The sequence below is a fragment of the Burkholderia sp. RF2-non_BP3 genome, from assembly GCF_001522185.1.
In the GTDB taxonomy this organism is placed as follows: domain Bacteria; phylum Pseudomonadota; class Gammaproteobacteria; order Burkholderiales; family Burkholderiaceae; genus Burkholderia; species Burkholderia diffusa.
Genome location: NZ_LOSU01000033.1, coordinates 495,029 through 514,364 on the forward strand (window position 1 = coordinate 495,029; position 19,336 = coordinate 514,364).

Consider the following 19,336-nt stretch of genomic DNA (forward strand, 5'->3'; position numbering starts at 1 on the left):
TGGAAACGCCGTGCTCGCACATGCGAGGGCCGACGTCGCTCATGAGCAACCTCTCCGAATTTCCACAACAGGATCGTTCATCGACTGGGTTGTCGAGCTGATGAACGAACCTGCTTCGGTGGACAGGCGATGAACGTGCGCGATGTCGCCGGGAGCGACTCGCATCTCGTCCCGATGCCGGCAAGATCGCGCTTTGTCATGCACGGCCCGCCCCCTCCGCTGCCGGGCTGACGGACGCGGCCAGCTCCGCAATGCGGGTCGCACGCAACAACACGGGCCGATCGACCATCTTCCCGTCGACCGTCACCACGCCGCCGTTCGCATCGCGCATCGCGTCGAGCACGCGGCGCGCCCAGCGCACCTCATCCGCACTCGGTCGAAAGCACGTGTGCACGAATCCGATCTGCCTCGGATGAATGCACAGCTTTCCGCCGAATCCCAGTTGCTTTCCGTTGAACGCGTCGCGCTCGATCCGTTCCCCGTCGTGAATATCCGGCGTCACGCCGTCGACCGGCGATTCGATCCCGGCGACGCGCGAAATCAACGTCAGCTGCGAGCGAAAGTGATTGAGCGAAACGCCATCATCCGACATACCCATGTCCACGATGAAATCGAGCGTGCCGAACAACAATCGTTCGACATGCGGAGCCTTGGCGACCTCAAGCGCATTCCACATGCCATGCGCGCTTTCGATCAGCGGATAGACCGGCACACGCCGGCGCGCAAGCGCAACGGCAGCGCACACGTCATCCGCACGCTCGGCCTTCGGCAGCACGATACCGGCCACCCCGTTCAACGCGCCGAGCGCGGCATCTGCCTCGAACCACGGCGTGTTTCGTGCGTTGATTCGAACGAGCGCCGGGTGCCCGGGCGAAACCCACTGTGCTATCGCCTCGCGCGCGGCCACTTTGGCCTCCGGCTCGACCGCATCCTCGAGATCGAGGATGACCGCATCGGCGCCGCTCGCGAGCGCCTTGTCGAACCGTTCGGGCTTGTTTCCCGGCACGAACAGGTATGACCGGGCATTCACGCGCACCGCTTCTCTCGCCGCGATGTCGACGCCCATGTTGTCCGACCTTACGCGAACCTTCACGTCGTCATCGACCGCTCGTTTCACTGCTGCTGCGATCTTCACGGGCGGCTCCTCCGTCGAGTCGTTGGCATCATCCGGTTTCGGACGCCATTACACGCGGAAACCCGCCACGCGACAACTATCGATCGACTCTGCCGGTCATAGCCCGATCCTATTGCGCCGCGCATTTTTGAGCGCCGGGAAGAAGTCCTCCACGGTCACGCCTCCTCTTCATTGCGCCTTCCTGCTTCCGAATGTTGTGCGCTGCATGAGTGACAGCATTCACCCACGCAGCGATTCGAGGGACGCGCGGCCCTTCTCCGAAGCCGGAAGCCGACGCGAAGCGCGTCGCCCACCGCGAAACCGCCGTCGGGATTCACAGGCCATCGAACGAGCCGTGTGCTGCTCCGCACAAACCGGATGCCGGGTTGCGCCGGCCCCGCGCACCGCGGCGCCACCGGTGCAATCGTCGCCGGGCAATCGGTCGCGACACCGCGCTAGCGCAAACCCGCCCCCGGTTGCACTGTTCATCGCCGTTCGCGTCCTGTATTGTCCTTCCATCCCCGGTTGCGGAACCGGTGCATGGGAGGCTCACGATGCAGAAAAAGAACGCTGCAGCCATCTGGATCCTGATCGCGATGGTGGCAGGCATCCTGATCGGCTACATGATCTTCACGAGCTTTCCTGACAAAAAGGCCACCACCGAGATCGCCGGATACATCTCGCTCATCTCCGACGTGTTCCTGCGCCTGATCAAGATGGTGATCGGGCCGCTCGTCTTCTCCACGCTGGTCGTCGGCATCGCGCACATGGGCGACGCGGCATCGGTCGGGCGCGTGTTCGCGAAATCCATCGGCTGGTTCGTCACCGCGTCGCTGATCTCGCTGCTGCTCGGGCTGTTCATGGCGAACCTGCTGCGGCCCGGCGACAACCTCGGCCTGCCGCTGCCGGACATCGGCGCATCGGCGAATCTCGCGACATCCAAGTTCACGCTCAAGGATTTCGTCGGCCACATGGTGCCGAGGTCGTTCGCCGAGGCGATGAGCAACAACGAGATCCTGCAGATCGTCGTGTTCTCGATGTTCTTCGGCGTGGCACTCGCCGCGCTCGGCGAGCGCGGCAAGATCCTCGTGGCCGCGATCGACCAACTGTCGCACGTGATGCTCAAGATCACCGGCTACGTGATGAAGCTCGCGCCGCTCGCGGTGCTGGCGGCGATGGCCGCGACCGTCGCGGTCAACGGGCTGTCGGTGTTGCTGAAGTTCGCGGTGTTCATGGGCGATTTCTACGTGAGCCTGTTCCTGCTCTGGACCTTGCTCGTCTGCGCGGGTCTGCTGTTCCTCGGCCGCCGCGTATTCAAGCTGCTGATGCTGATCCGGGAAGCGTTCATGCTGTCGTTCGCGACGGCCAGCTCGGAAGCCGCGTATCCGAAGATCCTCGACGCGCTCGACCGGTTCGGCGTCCGGCGCAGAATTTCGAGCTTCGTGATGCCGATGGGCTATTCGTTCAATCTCGACGGCTCGATGATGTACTGCACCTTCGCGGCGCTGTTCATCGCGCAGGCGTACAACATCCACCTGTCGCTCGGCACGCAGATCACGATGCTGCTGGTCCTGATGCTGACGTCGAAGGGGATGGCCGGCGTGCCGCGCGCGTCGCTCGTCGTGATCGCCGCCACGCTGCACCAGTTCGGGCTTCCGGAAGCCGGGCTGCTGCTGATCCTCGGTGTCGACACGTTCCTCGACATGGGCCGCTCGGCCACCAACGCGGTCGGCAACTCGATCGCCAGCGCCGTGGTCGCGAAGTGGGAAGGCCAGCTCATGTCGGAGGCGGAAGCCGAGGCCAACCTGGCGCGCATCGACGCGGAGCAGGAAGGGACGATCGCGCATCCGGCGGATGTCTGACGGAGGCCCGGCGATGAAGATGCAGCGATTCTGGCGCGCGCTCGCGCTCGCAGGCCTGCTTGCCGCGGGCGCCACCGCGCGTGCGGAAGATGCGCCGTCCACGGCGCCGCGCGTCGAGCCGTTCGCGCCGGCTCAACTGACCGGCACGCTCGCGAAGGTGCGCAGCAGCGGCACGATCGCGATCGGCTATCGCGACGCGTCGATCCCGTTCTCGTATCTGAATGCGCGCAACCAGCCGATCGGTTATTCGATCGAGCTCTGCAAGGCGCTCGTGTCGTCGATCGAGGATGCGGTCAACAAGAGCCTGACGATCCGCTGGGTGCCGGTCACGTCCGACAACCGCATCGACGCGGTGGTCAACGGCACGGTCGATCTGGAATGCGGCTCCACGACAAGCAACCTGGAGCGCCAGAAGCGCGTGGCGTTCTCGCCGATCATCTTCGTGGCCGGCACGAAGGTGATGGTGAAGCGAGGCTCGCCGATCCGCTCGTTCCGCGATCTCGCGGGCAAGAAGGTCGCGGTGACGGCCGGCACGACCAACGAGAAGGCGCTGCGCGACCTGGACGCGCGGTTCAGGCTCGGGATCCAGCTGCAGGTGGTGCCGGACCATGCGCAGGGCTTCGCGCTCGTCGCGAACGGTCAAGCCGACGCGTTCGCGACGGACGACGTGCTGCTGTACGGCCTGATTGCCGAGAATGCGAGCAAGGGCGGCAAGTACGACGTGGTTGGCGATTTCCTGTCATACGACCCGTACGGAATCATGTTCCGCAAGGACGATCCGCAGCTCGCGCAGGTCGTGAAAAGCACATTCGAGGAGCTGGCCGTCGACGGCGAGATCACGCGACAGTACAAGCGCTGGTTCCTGCGCCCGCTTCCGTCGGGCATGAGTCTCAACCTGCCGATGAGCCCGCAACTGGAGACCATCATCGAGACGATCGGCGTCAAGGGCGAATGAGATTGCGCGACTGACCGCACGGACGCATGTAAAAGCGGCCCCGGTGTCTGACCTGACACCGGGGCCGTTCACATGAAGCACCGCGTTCAACCGACCCGCGCTTCTCCCTGCCGCGCAGCCTCGCCGTCTTCCGTCGCCGTTCGCGCCAGCACGGGCTTCAGAGCGTGCCCGGTATGGCTCGCCCTCACCTGCGCGAGCCCTTCGGGCGGCGCCGCCGCGACGATCGTGCCGCCGCCCACGCCGCCTTCCGGGCCGAGATCGATGATCCAGTCGGCTTCCGCGATCACGTCGAGGTCGTGCTCGATCACGACCACGCTGTGCCCGCCGTCGACCAGCCGGTGCAGCACGCGGATCAGCTTCGCGACGTCGGCCATGTGCAGACCGACCGTCGGCTCGTCGAGCACGTACAGCGTATGCGGCGCCTTCTGGCCGCGCCGCGTGATGTCGTCGCGCACCTTCGTGAGCTCGGTGACGAGCTTGATGCGCTGCGCCTCGCCGCCGGACAGCGTCGGCGACGGCTGGCCGAGCGTCAGGTAGCCGAGGCCGACGTCCTTCATCAGCTGCAGCGGATGCGCGATGTTGGAAATCGGCGCGAAGAACTCCACGGCTTCGTCGATTTCCATCGTCAGCACGTCCCCGATGTTCCGGCCGCGCCACGTGACCGCGAGCGTCTCCGGATTGAAGCGCTGCCCGTGGCACACGTCGCACGGCACCTTCACGTCGGGCAGGAAGCTCATTCCGATCGTGCGCACGCCTTGCCCTTCGCAGGCCGGGCACCGCCCGTCGCCGGTGTTGAACGAGAAACGCGACGCCGTGTAGCCGCGCGCACGCGCTTCGAGCGTATCGGCGAACAGCTTGCGGATCGTGTCCCACACGCCGATGTAGGTGGCCGGGCACGAGCGCGGCGTCTTGCCGATCGGCGTCTGGTCGACTTCGAGCACGCGGTCGATCCGTTCCCAGCCGCTCAGCGACTCGCAGCCCTGCCACGCATGCGTGACGTTCAGCGACGGCCGCGGCGCGCTGCGCGCGAGCACGCTCGAGCGGCGGTTCGCGGCCGGCGCATCCTGCTGCGCGGCCTTGCGCGCGCGCCGCGTGGCCGGCGACGACAGCACCGAGCGGCCCACCGCATCGAGCAGGTTCGTCATCAGCACGTCGCGCGCGAGCGTCGACTTGCCCGAACCGCTGACGCCCGTCACCGCGACGAGCCGCGCGAGCGGAATGCCGACGGTGACGTCGCGCAGGTTGTGCAGCGTCGCGCCGTGCACGGTCAGCCAGCCCTCCGGCATCGCCGGCGCGCCCTGCTTGCCCGGCAGGCTCACCGCACGGCGCGGTTGGAGCGGATGCGTCATCGGATGCGCGAGCAGGCGCCCCGTCACCGAGTCCGGCCGCGCGGCCAGATCGGCGACCGCGCCCTCGGCGACCAGCGTGCCGCCGCGCTTGCCGGCGCCCGGGCCCACGTCGATGATGTGATCGGCGCGGCGAATCGTGTCCTCGTCGTGCTCGACGACGACGAGCGTGTTGCCCTTGTCGCCGAGCTTGCGCAGTGCATCCAGCAGGATCTGGTTGTCGCGCGGATGCAGGCCGATCGTCGGCTCGTCGAGCACGTAGCACACGCCTTGCAGGTTGCTGCCGAGCTGCGCCGCAAGCCGGATGCGCTGCGCTTCGCCGCCCGACAGGCTCGGCGCCGCGCGATCGAGGCTCAGGTAGCCGAGCCCGACTTCCTCGAGAAACGCGAGGCGGCTGCCGATCTCGCTGACGATGTCGCGCGCGATCTGCGCGTCGCGCCCCGTCAGCTCCAGCGCGTCGATCCAGCGACGTGTATCGGACACCGTCCACTGCGCGACCTCGACGATCGGATGCGCATCGAACGTGACCGCGCGCGCGGACGGGTTCAGGCGCGTGCCGCTGCAATCCGGGCACGGCTCGTTGCCGACGCCTTCCGGTTCCTGCTCGTCCGACGGCAGAGTCTGCTCGCGGCCGCGATCGTCCCCGGCGAGCACCGTGTCGTCGTACGCGGCGCGCTGTTCGCGCGTGAGCATGACGCCCGTGCCGACGCAGGTCGTGCACCAGCCGTGCTTGCTGTTGTACGAGAACATCCGCGGATCGAGTTCCGGATAGCTCGTGCCGCACACCGGGCACGCGCGCTTGACCGACAGCACCTTGATCTCGCCGACGCGCGCGGTCGAGCGGTCGTTCTGCATCGCGTGGTGCAGCCCGTCGAGCGGCGCGAGCAGGTGCATCACGCCTTTGCCGAGTTCGAGCGTCTCGTCGAGCACGCGCCGCAACTCGGCCTCGTTGTCCGGCGACACGACGATGTCGGCCACCGGCAATTCGATCGTGTGCTCGCGGAAGCGGTCGAGCTTCGGCCACGGATCGACCGTCACGAACTCGCCGTCGACGCGCAGATGCGTGCTGCCGCGCGCCTTCGCCCACTTCGCGAGATCGGTATACACGCCCTTGCGGTTGACGACGAGCGGCGCGAGCAGCCCGACGTGCTCGCCGCGATGGTCGCGCAGCAACTGCGCGGCGATCGATTCGACGGTTTGCGACGTGACGGGCGTGCCGTCGTGGATGCAATGCTGCAGGCCGAGCTTCACGTACAGCAGCCGCAGGAAGTGCCAGACTTCGGACGTGGTCGCGACCGTGCTCTTGCGGCCGCCGCGCGACAGCCGCTGCTCGATCGCCACCGTCGGCGGAATGCCGTACACGGCGTCGACCTCCGGCCGCCCGGCCGGCTGCACGATCGAGCGCGCATACGCGTTCAGCGATTCGAGGTAGCGGCGCTGGCCTTCGTGGAACAGGATGTCGAATGCGAGCGTCGACTTGCCGGAACCCGACACGCCGGTGATCACGTTGAACTTGCCGTGCGGGATGTCGACGTCGAGCGCCTTCAGGTTGTGCTCGCGCGCATTGACGATCCGCACGACGTCCTCGCCCTCGATCGCGCGCCGCTCGCGGGCGGCGTTCAGCACGGCCTGCAGCGGCACGCCTTCGTCGGCGAGCGCGGTTTCGCCGTCCATCGCGCGGTCGTACTGCAGCAGCGCGACGCCGGTATGCGATTGCGCGCACGCCTTCACGTCGTCGGGCGTGCCCGCGCACAGCACGAGGCCGCCGCCGTCGCCGCCCTCCGGGCCGAGATCGATCAGCCAGTCGGCCGCGCGGATCACGTCGAGGTTGTGCTCGATCACGATCAGCGAATGGCCGGCCGCGAGCAGCTTGCCGAACGCCTGCATCAGCTTCGCGATGTCGTCGAAGTGCAGCCCGGTCGTCGGTTCGTCGAACATGAACAGCTTCGCACGCGCGATGCGCGCCTCCTCGCTCGCAACCCGGCGCCCGCCCGCGGCGGCCGCCGATTCGGCGAGGAAGCCGGCCAGCTTCAGCCGCTGCGCTTCGCCGCCGGACAGCGTCGGCACCGGCTGGCCGAGCTTCACGTATTCGAGGCCGACGTCGACGATCGGTTGCAGCACGCGCAGCACCTCGGCATCGGTCGCGAAGAACGCCGCCGCTTCGCTGACGGTCAGGTCGAGCACGTCGGCGATGTTCAGCGCGCGGCCGTCGCGCTCGATGCGTACTTCGAGAATCTCGGCGCGGTAGCGGCTGCCGTCGCAATCCGGGCAGCGCAGATAGACGTCGCTCAGGAACTGCATCTCGATGTGCTCGAAGCCCGAGCCGCCGCAGGTCGGGCAACGGCCGTCGCCCGAGTTGAAGCTGAACGTGCCGGCGCCGTAGCCGCGTTGCAGCGCGAGCGGCGCCTTCGCGAACAGCTTGCGGATCTCGTCGAACGCGCCGACGTAGCTGGCCGGGTTCGAACGCGTGGTCTTGCCGATCGGCGATTGATCGACGAACACGACGTCGCCGACCTGGTCGGCACCCGTGAGATTGCGGAACGCGCCCGGCGACTCGGTCGCCTTGCCGTGGTGGCGCGCCATCGCCGGATAGAGCACGTCCTGCAGCAGCGTCGACTTGCCGGAACCCGACACGCCCGTCACGCACACGAGCCGCTGCAGCGGAATCTCGACCGTCACGTCGCGCAGGTTGTGCTCGGTCGCGCCTTCGAGCACGATGCGCGGCGTGTTCGCGTCCACCGGGCGGCGCGCCCAGTTCGACGCATGCGCGACGTGCTTGCGGCCGCCGAGATACTCGCCCGTCAGCGTGTGCGCGGAACGGATGTCACCCGGCGTGCCGTCGTAGACGATCGTGCCGCCGCGCTCGCCGGGGCCCGGACCCATGTCGATCAGCCGGTCGGCCGCGAGCATCACCGACGGATCGTGCTCGACGACCACCAGCGTATTGCCCGCGTCGCGCAGCCGCTGCATCGCCTCGACGATCCGCGTGAGGTCGCGCGGATGCAGGCCGATGCTCGGCTCGTCGAGCACGAACAGGGTTTTGGTCAGCGACGTGCCGAGCGCCGTGGTCAGGTTGATCCGCTGCACCTCGCCGCCCGACAGCGTGCGGCTTTGCCGGTCGAGCGTCAGGTAGCCGAGCCCCACGTCGCACAGGTATTTGAGGCGCGTGCGCACCTCGGCGAGCAGCAGCTTCAAGGCATCGTCGAGCAGCGCGCTCGGCAGCGTGATCTCGTCGAAGAAGCGGCGAATGCGCTCGATCGGCAGCAGCATCAGGTCGTGCACCGTCAGGCCCGGCAGCGCCTCGAGCTGCGCGCGCGTCCAGTCGACGCCGCGCGGCATGAAGCGATTCGCGGGCGCGAGCACGGTATCGGCGTTCGCCTTCGAGCCGAGCCGCCACTGCAGCGATTCGGTCTTCAGGCGCGCGCCGCCGCAGACCTCGCACGGCGTGTAGCTGCGGTACTTCGACAGCAGCACGCGGATATGCATCTTGTACGCTTTCGATTCGAGATAGCCGAAGAAGCGTTTCACGCCGTACCACTGGCTCTGCCACTTGCCGTTCCAGTCCGGCGAGCCGTTGATCACCCAGTCGCGCTCGGCGTCGGTCAGGTCGGACCACGGCGTATCGCGGCGGATGTCCGCCTTCGCCGCGTAGCGCATCAGGTCGTCCTGGCACTCCTTCCATGCGGGCGTCTGCATCGGCTTGATCGCGCCGCCGCGCAGCGTCTTGCGCGCGTCGGGAATCACCAGGCCAAGATCGACGCCGATCACGCGGCCGAAGCCGCGGCAGGTCTCGCATGCGCCATATGCCGAGTTGAACGAGAACAACGCCGCTTGCGGCTCCGCGTAGCGCAGGTCGCTGTCGGGGTCGTGCAGTCCCGTGGAGAAACGCCACACCTGCGGCTCGACGGTCGCGGCAAGCGCGTTCTCCGCTTCCGGCGCGAGCACGTAGACGTTCACGCGGCCGCCGCCGCGCTTCAGCGACGCCTCGATCGCCTCGACCACGCGCACCTTGTCGGCCTGCTGCACGCGGAAGCGGTCGGCCACCACGTCGAGCAGCTTGCGCGGGCCCGTGGGCGACGCGACTTCGCGCTGCGCCTGCACGCGGGTGTAGCCGCTCGCGGACAGCCACTGCGCGACTTCGTCCTCGGATGCGCTTTCCGGCAGCTCGACCGGGAACGTGACGACGACGCGCGGATCGTCGGCGCGCGTGCGCTCGACGAGTTCCGCGTAGATCGTCTCGGGCGTGTCGTGCCGCACCTGCCGCGCGGTCTGGCGGTCGAACAGCTCGGCCGCGCGCGCGTACAGCAGCTTCAGGTGATCGTTGAGCTCCGTCATCGTGCCGACGGTCGAGCGCGAACTGCGGACCGGATTGGTCTGGTCGATCGCGATCGCGGGCGGCACGCCGTCGACGCGCTCGACCTGCGGGCGGTCCATCCGGTCGAGGAACTGCCGCGCATACGCGCTGAACGTCTCGACGTAGCGCCGCTGGCCTTCCGCGTACAGCGTGTCGAACACGAGGCTCGACTTGCCGGAGCCCGACGGCCCGGTAACGACCGTCATTTCGCCCGTGCGCAGGTCGAGATCGAGGTTCTTGAGGTTGTGCTGACGTGCTCCGCGAATGCGGATCAGATTGCTGGATGACAATTTGCCTGCCCGTCTGAGTGAGTTAGCCGGAATTCACGGTGCCGGAACGCTGCGGCGGATGCCCGCAGGCGCGGCGCACGTGCCGCACGGGTCATGCCCGCGCCGCTCGAGTTCGCCGGATACTATACTGTATATTCATACAGTTTTCCACGAGCAGGCGAGGCGGCACGATCCGTCGGCGTCGGCCACGGGCTCGATGCGCTTCAGCCGCCACCCGCCGTCGCATGGGCGACGCACGTGCGGGCGAGCACGTCGGTCGGGTCGACGAGCGTTGCCCGATGCCCGTTCCGCGCGACATATTCACCGCCCGGAAGCAGGATCGGCAATTCCGTGCAGCCGAGCACGATCACGCGCACGCCCTCGGCCATCAGCGCCTCGATGGCGGCACCGATATCGTCCTGGCACTGCCCGGTCGTGAAGCCGGCCTTGACGCCCTGCCTCCCGTAAATCGCTTCCATCACGCGCGCCTGCAACGCAGGCTTCGGCGCGACTTGCCGGAGTCCTTGCGACGCCAGCGCCTTCTCGTAGACACCGCTTTCGATCGTGCCGGTCGTCGCGAGCACGCCGACCTCCTTCAGCGCCGGATACGTGTCGCGCAGGTGAGCAACCGTGACCGTCAGCATGTTGACGATCGGAATGCCGAGGTACGGCTGAATCCGCTCGACGAATGCATGCGCGGTGTTGCACGGAATCGCGATGAGGTCGGCATCGCCGTCCTCGAGCTTCTTGCAGGTCGCATACAACGAGATCGTCGGGTCCGCGCCGGTGCCCACCAGGTTCTCGGTGCGATCGGGAATCTGCGGATTCTGTTCGACCAGCAGCTTGACGTGCTCCTGATCGCGCGCCGCCGGCGTGTTGCGCACGATCTTGTCCAGGAAATCGACCGTCGCGGCCGGCCCGACGCCGCCGACCACGCCGATCTTGAACGTCGCCGCGCGCGCTCCCGGCTGCCCGGTCACCGCGTACTGCGCATACGCGAGGTTCGAATCCACGAGCGGCACGCGCTGCGGGCCGATTTCATCCGCGACCAGCGCGATCTCGGTCAGGCCGGGGACGATGACCTGCACGCCCTGATCGGCAAGGTCCGCGCACGCGCGGCGCAGCAGCTCGACCGGCCGGCCGCGAAAATTGCCGCGCTTGATGCCGTCGGCGCCGTAGATGGCTTCGGTCACGAGGTCGATCCCGTCGTGCATCCGCGGATGGACGATTTCGAACCGAGGCGACGGGAAATACGCATCGAAGAGTCGCTTGTCCCGCACGTAGTCGGACGCCAGCACGCCGATGCGCGTCGCGTCGGGATACTTGCGCAGCACGTGGCTGCGCACGGCCTCGACGATATCCACGATCGGCAGGCGCGTATTCGCCTTCAGCTCGTCGATGAACGTGTGGCTCAGAAAGCACGGCAGCACGACCGTCGTCACGCCGCGCTTCTCGAACGCGCGAATCATGTCGAACACGTACAGCTTGCGTTCGATCGTCGCCGCGCTGCCCGATCCCGAGCCCTTGAACGGGTATTGCTCGAAAATCATTTCGGCGTGCTCCTCGTCGGACGACGCGGGCGTCGCCTTCACCATCTTGAAGAACACGTCGGCGCTTCCCAGCGGCCCGAGACCGCCGACGACGCCGAATTTCCGCCGTGCATTCACGATATCCGCGTGCATCATGCGTTCAGCTCCGGCTGCTCGAATACGGCGTCCTGCGATTTCGCGGACCGCCGGCTCTCCCACTTCGCGATCACCGCCGTCGCGACGCTGTTGCCGATCACGTTCGTCATCGTGCGGCCCATGTCGAGGATCTGGTCGATCGCGAGAACCATCGCGACGCCGGCCACCGGCAGATGGAACATCGGCGCGACCGCCGCGACCACGACCACCGAGCCGCGCGGCACGCTCGCCATCCCCTTGCTGCTCAACATCAGCACCAGCAACATGAACACCTGCTCCGACAGCGGCATGTGCACGCCGAACGCCTGCGCGATGAAGATGGCGGCAAACGCCTGATACATCATCGAGCCGTCGAGGTTGAACGCGTAACCGAGCGGCAGCGTGAAGCCCACCACCTTCTTGTCGACGCCGAACCGTTCGAGCTGCTCGGTCAGGCGCGGATAGGCGGCCTCGCTGCTCGCCGTCGAGAACGCAATCAGCGCGGGTTCGCGCACGGCCTTCAGCAAGCTCCCGACGCGCCGTCCGAGAAACGCGTAACCGACGCCGATCAGGATCGCCCACAGGACGAGCAGGCCGAGATAGAACGCGCCGATCAGCTTCCCATACGTGTAGATCACATCGAGCCCGCGCAGCGTGACCGACGACGCGATCGCGCCGAACACGCCGAGCGGCGCCGCGCGCATCACGTAGTTCGTCAGGCGCAGCATCACCGGGACCATCCCGTCGATCGACCGGATCACGACGCCGACCCGCTTGTCGTGCTTCAGCGCACTCAGCGCGATGCCGAGGAAGACCGAGAACACCAGGATCTGCAGGATGTCGTTGCGCGCCATCGCGTCGAGCAGGCTGGTCGGGAACGCATGCGTGATCACGTCCCGGGCGTTCAGTGCGGCGGTGTTCAGTCCGGTGCCGACCTCGCCCGCGCCCGCCGCGAGGTTCAGGCCGGCGCCAGGCTGCAGCGCATTGGCCATGACGAGGCCGAGGCTCAACGAAATCAGCGACGCGCACACGAACCACCCGATCGAGCGCAGGCCGATGCGGCCGACGTCTTCGCCGCTGTCCATGCCGGCGAGGCCGGACACGAGCGTCACGAACACCAGCGGCGCGATGATCATCTTGATCAGGCGCAGGAAGATGTCGGTGACGATCGAGAAATAGCCGGCGATCGTCTTGAGCGTGGCCGGGTCCGCGATATTGGCGTGACACGCATAGCCGGCGACGACACCGAGGATCATGCCGACTGCGATGCTGAAGGTAAGGCGATTTTTCATGTCCATTCGTCCTTGGATGGCACCCGCCGTGGGAATGCGGCGAGCGCTGCGAAGAAGGCCGTGCGACGCGGATCACGCGTCACATGTGCCGTTGGAACGAATGGTAGGGACGGCCGGAAAAACCGTGATGCTGGTGCAACATGGCGGTATGCGAGTCCCGCATAAGGCGGGAAAACCCTGCTCAGCCGAGGCGGGAAGGCGCCGCGCGCAGGTGCTGCCAGAGCGTGTCGAGGAATTCGCTGCGATTGGACACGTCGCGATACACGCGCAGTTCGATTTCCAGGTTCCACACCGCCGGGCCTGCCGGCACGAGGTCACCGGACGCCAGTTCGGCGGCGATCGCGCTGCGGGGCAACCATGCGACGCCCTCGCCCTCCATCACGAGCTTCTTCAGTACCTCGGCCATGTCGGATTCGTAATGCAACTGCAAGGCCGGCGCGTCCGGCGCACGGCCGAGCAGCAGCGCGAGACACCGGCCGAAATAGCTGGTTTCCGTATAGGAAATCAGCGGCAGCGGATTCTGCCTCGTGCCGGGAAGCCGGAACGCCGGCGCCGATCGCCGGTTCGGCCGGCACGCCGGCATCAACGTGTCGATGCCGACGGTCAGGTGCTCGTATTTCGCCGGATCGAGATGGAGCGGAAGCTCGGGATGGTGGTACGCGAACATCAACTCGCAGTTGCCGTTGACGAGCATCAGGATCGAGTCGTGGACATTGGTCGGAATCACGCGCGCCCGCACTTCGCCGAAATGCGGGGCGAGCGCCTTGAGCCAGGCCGGCAGGAAACTCAGCGCGATCGTGTGGCCCGCGGCGATCTGCAGGCTCTTGCCGCCGATCCGCTGCTCCGTGCGGATGATGGCGCGCGTGTCGTAAAGGCGGCTGAGCACGTCCTCGGCCGTTTCGCGAAACAGGCGTCCCGCCGGCGTCAGCACCGGTGGAAAGCTGCTGCGGTCGATCAGTTCGGCGCCGATCCATTGCTCGAGCGACTGGATGCGGCGGCTGAAGCCCGATTGCGTGACGTTGCGGAATTCAGCCGCGCGGGAAAAGCTTTGGTATTGCGCGAGCGCGAGGAAATCCTCGATCCATTTGATTTCCATGGTGGCCTTGGAGGGTCGCGGGTGGAGCGGTTTGCTCGCCACCGAAGCGATGGCGAAGCGCGTGCCGACGGACGCCTCCATTGTATGTGCTCGATTCGGCGGCGGTTCCTGCCTCCTCGGCCCATTTCCGCGACGAGCGCCGCTGCCGCGAGCGAGCCATCCGGTTTCGACGGCCACGCCCGCGGCAACCCGCGTGCCGCGCCTTACCGCTGCAACGAGATTTCCACCCGGCGATTGCGCGCCCGTCCCTCGGCCGTATCGTTCGAGGCGGCCGGATCGGCTTCGCCGTGCCCGGTCGCTTCAAACGAATCCGCCTTCAGCCCGCGCTCTCGCAAATACGCGGCGACCGCATCGGCGCGGCGCTTCGACAGCGCCTGGTTGTGCGCATCCGGGCCGGTCGCATCGGTATAGCCGTCCACTTCGACACGCGAGAAATGCCTGTCGCCTTGGCGGTTCAGCAACGTGTCGAGCTCCGCACGCGCGGCCGGCGAGAGCACCGCGGAGTCGGTCGCGAAGTACGCATCGCCGGTGAGGCTCACTTTCTCGACCGGAGCAGGTGCCGGCGCAACGGCCGCGGCAGCCGGCGCGGGCGCCGCGCCGCACTGGAACGCGATCGAGTGCGGATCGGCGCCGTCGCGGAACGGCGTCGTGGAATCGACCAGGCGCACGGGCTCGTTGCCGCACATGCGCGTTGCGACCTTCATGCAGGTCTTCGCGGTCGACAGGATGCCGTGGCAGTCGACCTGGAACGTCCGGATACCGTTTCGCGACTGCAGTTCGTAGGCGTTGTACGTCGGCCCCGACGCGCTCGAACAGGCTGCGAGGGACACGACGGACGCCAGCAAGGCAAGATGGATGTTTTTCACTTGAGGACTCCGAAAATGCGTTGGGCACGGCGCATGCGGCGCGATGGCGCGGCCGCATGCGCATGCGTTTGCGCTCGGCGCGGTCCGCCCCGGCAACGCGTGCCGGAACGAACCGCCGCGCGCGATCACTTCCACTGATACAGCATGCCCGCGCCGACGACGCGCTGGCTGCCGGCGAAACCGCCGTTCAGCGTCGCCTTCAGGTTCTCCGTAATGCGGGCCTGCACGCCGACCGCCATGGCCTTCTGGCCCTGGAACGACGCCGTGCCGACACCCATCGCGAAGTTCGAATCGCGGTCCATGTGCGGGATCGACGCCATCGCGGCGGTCGCGGCGATCCCCTCGCGCGCCATCGAATCGGTCTGCTGGATCTGCTGCTGCATCTGCGTGAGCTGGTTGTTGACCGTGTTCAGCGATTGCGTGAACTGGTTCGATACCGCATTCAGCTGGTTCACGTTCACCGCGTCGGTGCCCTGCGTGCCCGCCGCGACGTTGACGACTTGCCGCGCCGAATCCGCCGAGCCGACCGCGACGACGTTCGAGCGGCCGCCGTCGTTGCTGCCCGCGCCGACCGCCGCCGAATTGCTGCCCGACGAAGTCGCCCCGACGCCGAGCGCGGTCGAGCCGCTGCCGGACGCCGTCGACCCGTTGCCGACGGCCGTGCTGTTCGAACCGGAAGCCACCGCGCCCGATCCGCCGGCCGACGAGTTCGAGCCTGACGGCCCCGGCGGCACGTTGCCACCGGACGGGTTCGACGTGTAGGAACCGCCGAGGTTGGTCGTGCGCTTGTCGATGAGTGTCGTCAGCTGGTTCGCGACCGAGTCGAGCTGCGACACGTTCACCGCGTCCGTACCGTTCTTGCCGGCGGCGAGCCCCGTGATCTGCCGGTTGCCGACGTTCACTTCGCCGGCCGACGACTGCGGGCTGCTCAGGCCGTACGCGACGTAGTTCGTCAGCGCGCCGACCGTCGTCAGCGAACCGGCGCCCAGCGCAACGCTGTTCGCGAACGTCGCCGACGCGCCGGCGCCGAGCGCGAGGGCGTCGGTCGCGTTGCTGCGCGCACCGGAACCGAGCGCGACGCTGCCCACGCTGACCGCCGCCGCATTCGCGCCCTGCGCGACGGACTGCGCGCCGGTCGCCGTCGCGCCGCTGCCGAGTGCGATCGCGTCGGCCTGCGCGGAACTCGCCGCCTGCCCGATCGCGATCCCGCCCGGCGCGGTCGCATCGACGATCGCGCCGTTGCCGATGCCGACGCCGTTGTCGCCGTTGACGACCGTCGTCGGCCCCACCGCGACCGATTCCGCGCCGACGGCCAGCGAATCCGCCGCCGTCGAATTCGCGTGGAAGTATTTCTGGCCCGTGACCGCGAACGACTGCAATGCGCCGGCAAGCTGCCGCACCGTGACCGCGTCTTGCTGGCCCGTGCCGTCCGCGACGTTGGTGATCTGGCGATACGTCCTGCTGGTCGCGTCGCCGACCGACACCGCGCCGAGCAGCGTCTGGTCCGTCGTGTTGAACGGGATCGACGCGGTGCCGTTGCGGATGGTCCCGGACGCCGGCACCGTCGCGCGGTCGGCCACCGAACCCGAGCCGAGCGCGATGCTGCCGTCGACGCGAGAAATGGCGTTCGGCCCGATCGCCACGCTGTCGATGCCGAGCGCCTGGCTGTCCGGCGCGGTCGAGTTCGCGTGGAAGTACTTGATGCCGTGCGCGTTGATGTTGTCGACCGCGGAGCCGACGTTGTTGTTGATCGTCGTCGAGCCGTCGCTGTTGTACGTCACGTACGACGGCGCCGAGATCGTGCCGGTCGTCGGATCGTAGGTGGCCCCGCCGCCGATCGCGCCGGCCGTGCTGTTACCGAGGTTGGTGTTGTTGTTCACGATGGAGCTCAAGCCCGTCGACAGTGACCCGATGCTCGTCGACGTGGCGGTCGACAGCGACGTCAGGTTGCTGTTCGTGCTCGACAGGCCGGTCGACAGCGAGCCGATGGTGGTCGACGTCGAGGTCGACAGCGACGTGATCGTGCTGTTCGTCGAGCTCAGGCCCGTCGACAGTGATCCGATGCTCGTCGAGGTGGCGGTCGACAGCGAGGTCAGATTGCTGTTCGTCGAACTCAAGCCGGTGGACAATGAACCGGCGACGGTCGAGGTCGACGTCGACAGCGACGTGATCGTACTGTTGGTCGAACTCAGGCCGGTCGACAGCGAGCTGATGCCCGTCGACGTGGAGGTCGACAGGGACGCGACGGAACTGTTCGTCGAGCTCAGGCCCGTGGAAAGCGAACTGAGCCCGGTCGAGGTCGACGTGGACAACGACGTGATCGCGCTGTTCGCCGACGACAAGCCCGTCGACGTGGAGGTCGACAAGGACGTGATGCTCGACAGCGTCGACGTCGACAGCGACGTCACCGCCTGGTTCGTCGCATCCAGCTGCGACCCGTTGATCGCGTCCGTGCTCGACGAACTGATGCGCCCGGCCGCGACGTTGGTGATCTGGCGCTCGCTGCCCGCCGCGCCGACGCTGACGACGCTGGTCGGATTGACGCCGTTGAAGCTGTACGTGACGCCGCCGATCGTCGCGGTCGCCGTCGGATTCGGCGCGGCCGTCACCGAGCCGGAACCGAGCGCGACATCGTTGGCGTTGTTCGCCACGGCCGACGCGCCGAACGCCACTGCGCCCGCCGCTGCCGCCGTCGACGTATTGCCGAGCGCGAGGGAGCCCACGCCCTGCGCGTTGTTCGAATTGCCGATCGCCACCGCGCCGTTGCCGTTCGCGGTGTTGTTCGAGCCCATCGTCACCGCGCCGGTGCCGATCGCGGTGCTCGGATCGCCGATGGCGACCGCACCGTTGCCGCTCACGGTCTGGCCTTCGCCGAGCGCGACGGCGCCGGTGCCGCTCAGGACCTGCGAGTTGTTCCCGCCGGCGATCGAGCCCGCGCCCGCCGCCGCCGCGACCAAATTGCTGGCGCCGATTGCGACCGTGGCGCCCGCCGCCGCCACGCTGTTGATGCCGATCGCCGTCGCATTCACGGCAGACGCCGTCGCGCCGGCGCCCAGTGCGGTGCCCGATATGCCCGTCGCGAGCGCGAGATTGCCGAGCGCGACGCCGAACTGCTGCGTCGCGGTCGACTGCACGCCCATCGCGATCGAGCTGAGGCCCGACGCATTCGCGTTCAGGCCGAACGCCAGCGCATTGTCGGCGCCTGCCGAGGTATTCGAGCCCATCGCGATCGAACTGGTGCCGAGCGATTGCGCGCCCGACCCCGGCACGCCTGCCGTGCCGCCCCAGCCGATGGCAATCGACGACGTGCCCTTCGCGCCGCTGTTCACGCCCACGGCCACGGCCGAATTGCCGGAAGCGAGCGAGCCGCTGCCCACGGCTACGCCGGCCGCGCCCGAACTCGTCGACTGATTGCCGAGCGAGACGGAACCCGTATTCGTGGCGTTTGACGAAAAACCGAGCGCGACGGCTTGCGCCCCCGACGCGACCGATCCGAGACCGAGCGCGGCCGCGTATTGACCGGAGGCCGTCGCATTGTTCCCGAGCCCGATCGCGGACACGCCGATCGCCGACGCACCGCTGCCGATCGCCACCGAGCCGCTTTGGGTCGAGCTCGACAGGTTGCCGATCGCGACCGAATAGTTGCCGGAGCCGATCGCCTGCACGCCCATCGCCACGCTGTTGACGCCGGTTGCCTGAGAATTGATGCCGACGGATGTCGAACCGTCGGCAATGGCGTGCGCGCCCGGGCCGATCGCCGTGGCAGAAACGCCCGTCGCCGTGGACAGGTTGCCGAACGCGGTGGAATTCACCTGCGTGGCGACCGAACCGTTACCGACGGCAATCGAACTCGCGCCGCCGGTCGCGGAGCCGCCCCCCGCCGAATACTGCGCGTGGGCGCCCGCCTGGAACAAGCCGAGATACGCGGCCGCGACCATCATCGCGATTCGCCGCGGCGACAGCCCCGCCAGCACTGTCGTGCCAGCGCCAGCGTCCGGTGCTGCATGCGCATCCGCACGTCTCGACGACACCACGCGCTTGCCGCGCGCGCGATCGAGCTCGGACGCCGCGACCCACGCCCCCAGTGCTTCGTTCCAGATCGACTTGAACGACTTGTTCATCTCGTTTTCCCTCGGTTTTCGTGTGCTGAATCACGCGACAGCGAACGCGACGGCAAACGAAGCGCGCATCCATGCACGCGCGCCCGTCGCCTCGCACCGCTCCATTGCTTCACTTCGTACGACTAACTTGATTGCGAACGGCCCCGCACGACACTCGCGACCGCTGTCGCGATCGCACGACCGCACACCGCTCGTGCCAATCGGACACGCGGCGCGGCGACGATCGCGGGTTATCGACTCACGGACACCGACATCGCTGGGCCAGGCGACGGCGCGACGCGCCCCGCGCCCGCGAAACGAACGCGTGCGGACACCGTCGCGCCGGACCCGCGGCGACGTCGAATCTCATGAGGAGGCGTCGTTCAGACGCCGGATGGAAGCGGCCGGCCCGACCTGC

The 19,336-nt window shown here is 67.6% G+C and carries 9 protein-coding genes; 2 read left to right on the plus strand and 7 right to left on the minus strand.

The annotated features are described in order from the left end of the window. Positions 1 to 196: 196 nt before the first annotated feature. Positions 197 to 1,066 carry an HpcH/HpaI aldolase/citrate lyase family protein gene (locus tag WS45_RS18515; RefSeq protein WP_059700997.1) on the minus strand — a complete coding sequence of 290 codons (870 nt, stop codon included), beginning with the start codon at positions 1,064 to 1,066 and terminating at the stop codon, positions 197 to 199. Between the two features lie 602 nt (positions 1,067 to 1,668). Here WS45_RS18515 and WS45_RS18520 point away from each other — a divergent pair. Both WS45_RS18520 and WS45_RS18525 read left to right on the plus strand, forming a co-directional pair. Then, complete coding sequence (locus WS45_RS18520) at positions 1,669 to 2,976, plus strand: dicarboxylate/amino acid:cation symporter (protein ID WP_059700998.1); 1,308 nt, start codon at positions 1,669 to 1,671, stop codon at positions 2,974 to 2,976. 13 nt (positions 2,977 to 2,989) lie between these two features. After that, positions 2,990 to 3,931, plus strand: coding sequence for an amino acid ABC transporter substrate-binding protein (locus WS45_RS18525; protein WP_059700999.1), 942 nt, complete (start codon positions 2,990 to 2,992; stop codon positions 3,929 to 3,931). Between the two features lie 86 nt (positions 3,932 to 4,017). On the opposite strand, the gene uvrA is transcribed toward WS45_RS18525, so the two are convergent. The 6 genes from uvrA to WS45_RS35120 all read right to left on the minus strand — a co-directional run bounded on the left by uvrA (position 4,018) and on the right by WS45_RS35120 (position 18,939). After that, positions 4,018 to 9,921, minus strand: coding sequence for an excinuclease ABC subunit UvrA (gene uvrA / locus WS45_RS18530; RefSeq protein WP_059701000.1), 5,904 nt, complete (start codon positions 9,919 to 9,921; stop codon positions 4,018 to 4,020). Between the two features lie 203 nt (positions 9,922 to 10,124). Beyond that, positions 10,125 to 11,585 carry an amino acid racemase gene (locus WS45_RS18535; protein WP_156437222.1) on the minus strand — a complete coding sequence of 487 codons (1,461 nt, stop codon included), beginning with the start codon at positions 11,583 to 11,585 and terminating at the stop codon, positions 10,125 to 10,127. Further along, positions 11,582 to 12,856: a dicarboxylate/amino acid:cation symporter gene (locus tag WS45_RS18540; protein WP_059701039.1), complete on the minus strand. Its 1,275-nt coding sequence runs from the start codon at positions 12,854 to 12,856 to the stop codon at positions 11,582 to 11,584. Before WS45_RS18540 ends, WS45_RS18535 begins: the two co-directional genes overlap by 4 nt. Before the next feature lie 181 nt (positions 12,857 to 13,037). Further along, complete coding sequence (locus WS45_RS18545; RefSeq protein ID WP_059701041.1) at positions 13,038 to 13,952, minus strand: LysR substrate-binding domain-containing protein; 915 nt, start codon at positions 13,950 to 13,952, stop codon at positions 13,038 to 13,040. Between the two features lie 203 nt (positions 13,953 to 14,155). After that, entirely contained in the window at positions 14,156 to 14,818 is a 663-nt protein-coding gene (locus WS45_RS18550; RefSeq protein ID WP_059701001.1) for an OmpA family protein, read from the minus strand. Positions 14,819 to 14,943: 125 nt separating this feature from the next. Next, positions 14,944 to 18,939 carry a YadA-like family protein gene (locus WS45_RS35120; RefSeq protein WP_059701002.1) on the minus strand — a complete coding sequence of 1,332 codons (3,996 nt, stop codon included), beginning with the start codon at positions 18,937 to 18,939 and terminating at the stop codon, positions 14,944 to 14,946. Positions 18,940 to 19,336: the final 397 nt, after the last annotated feature.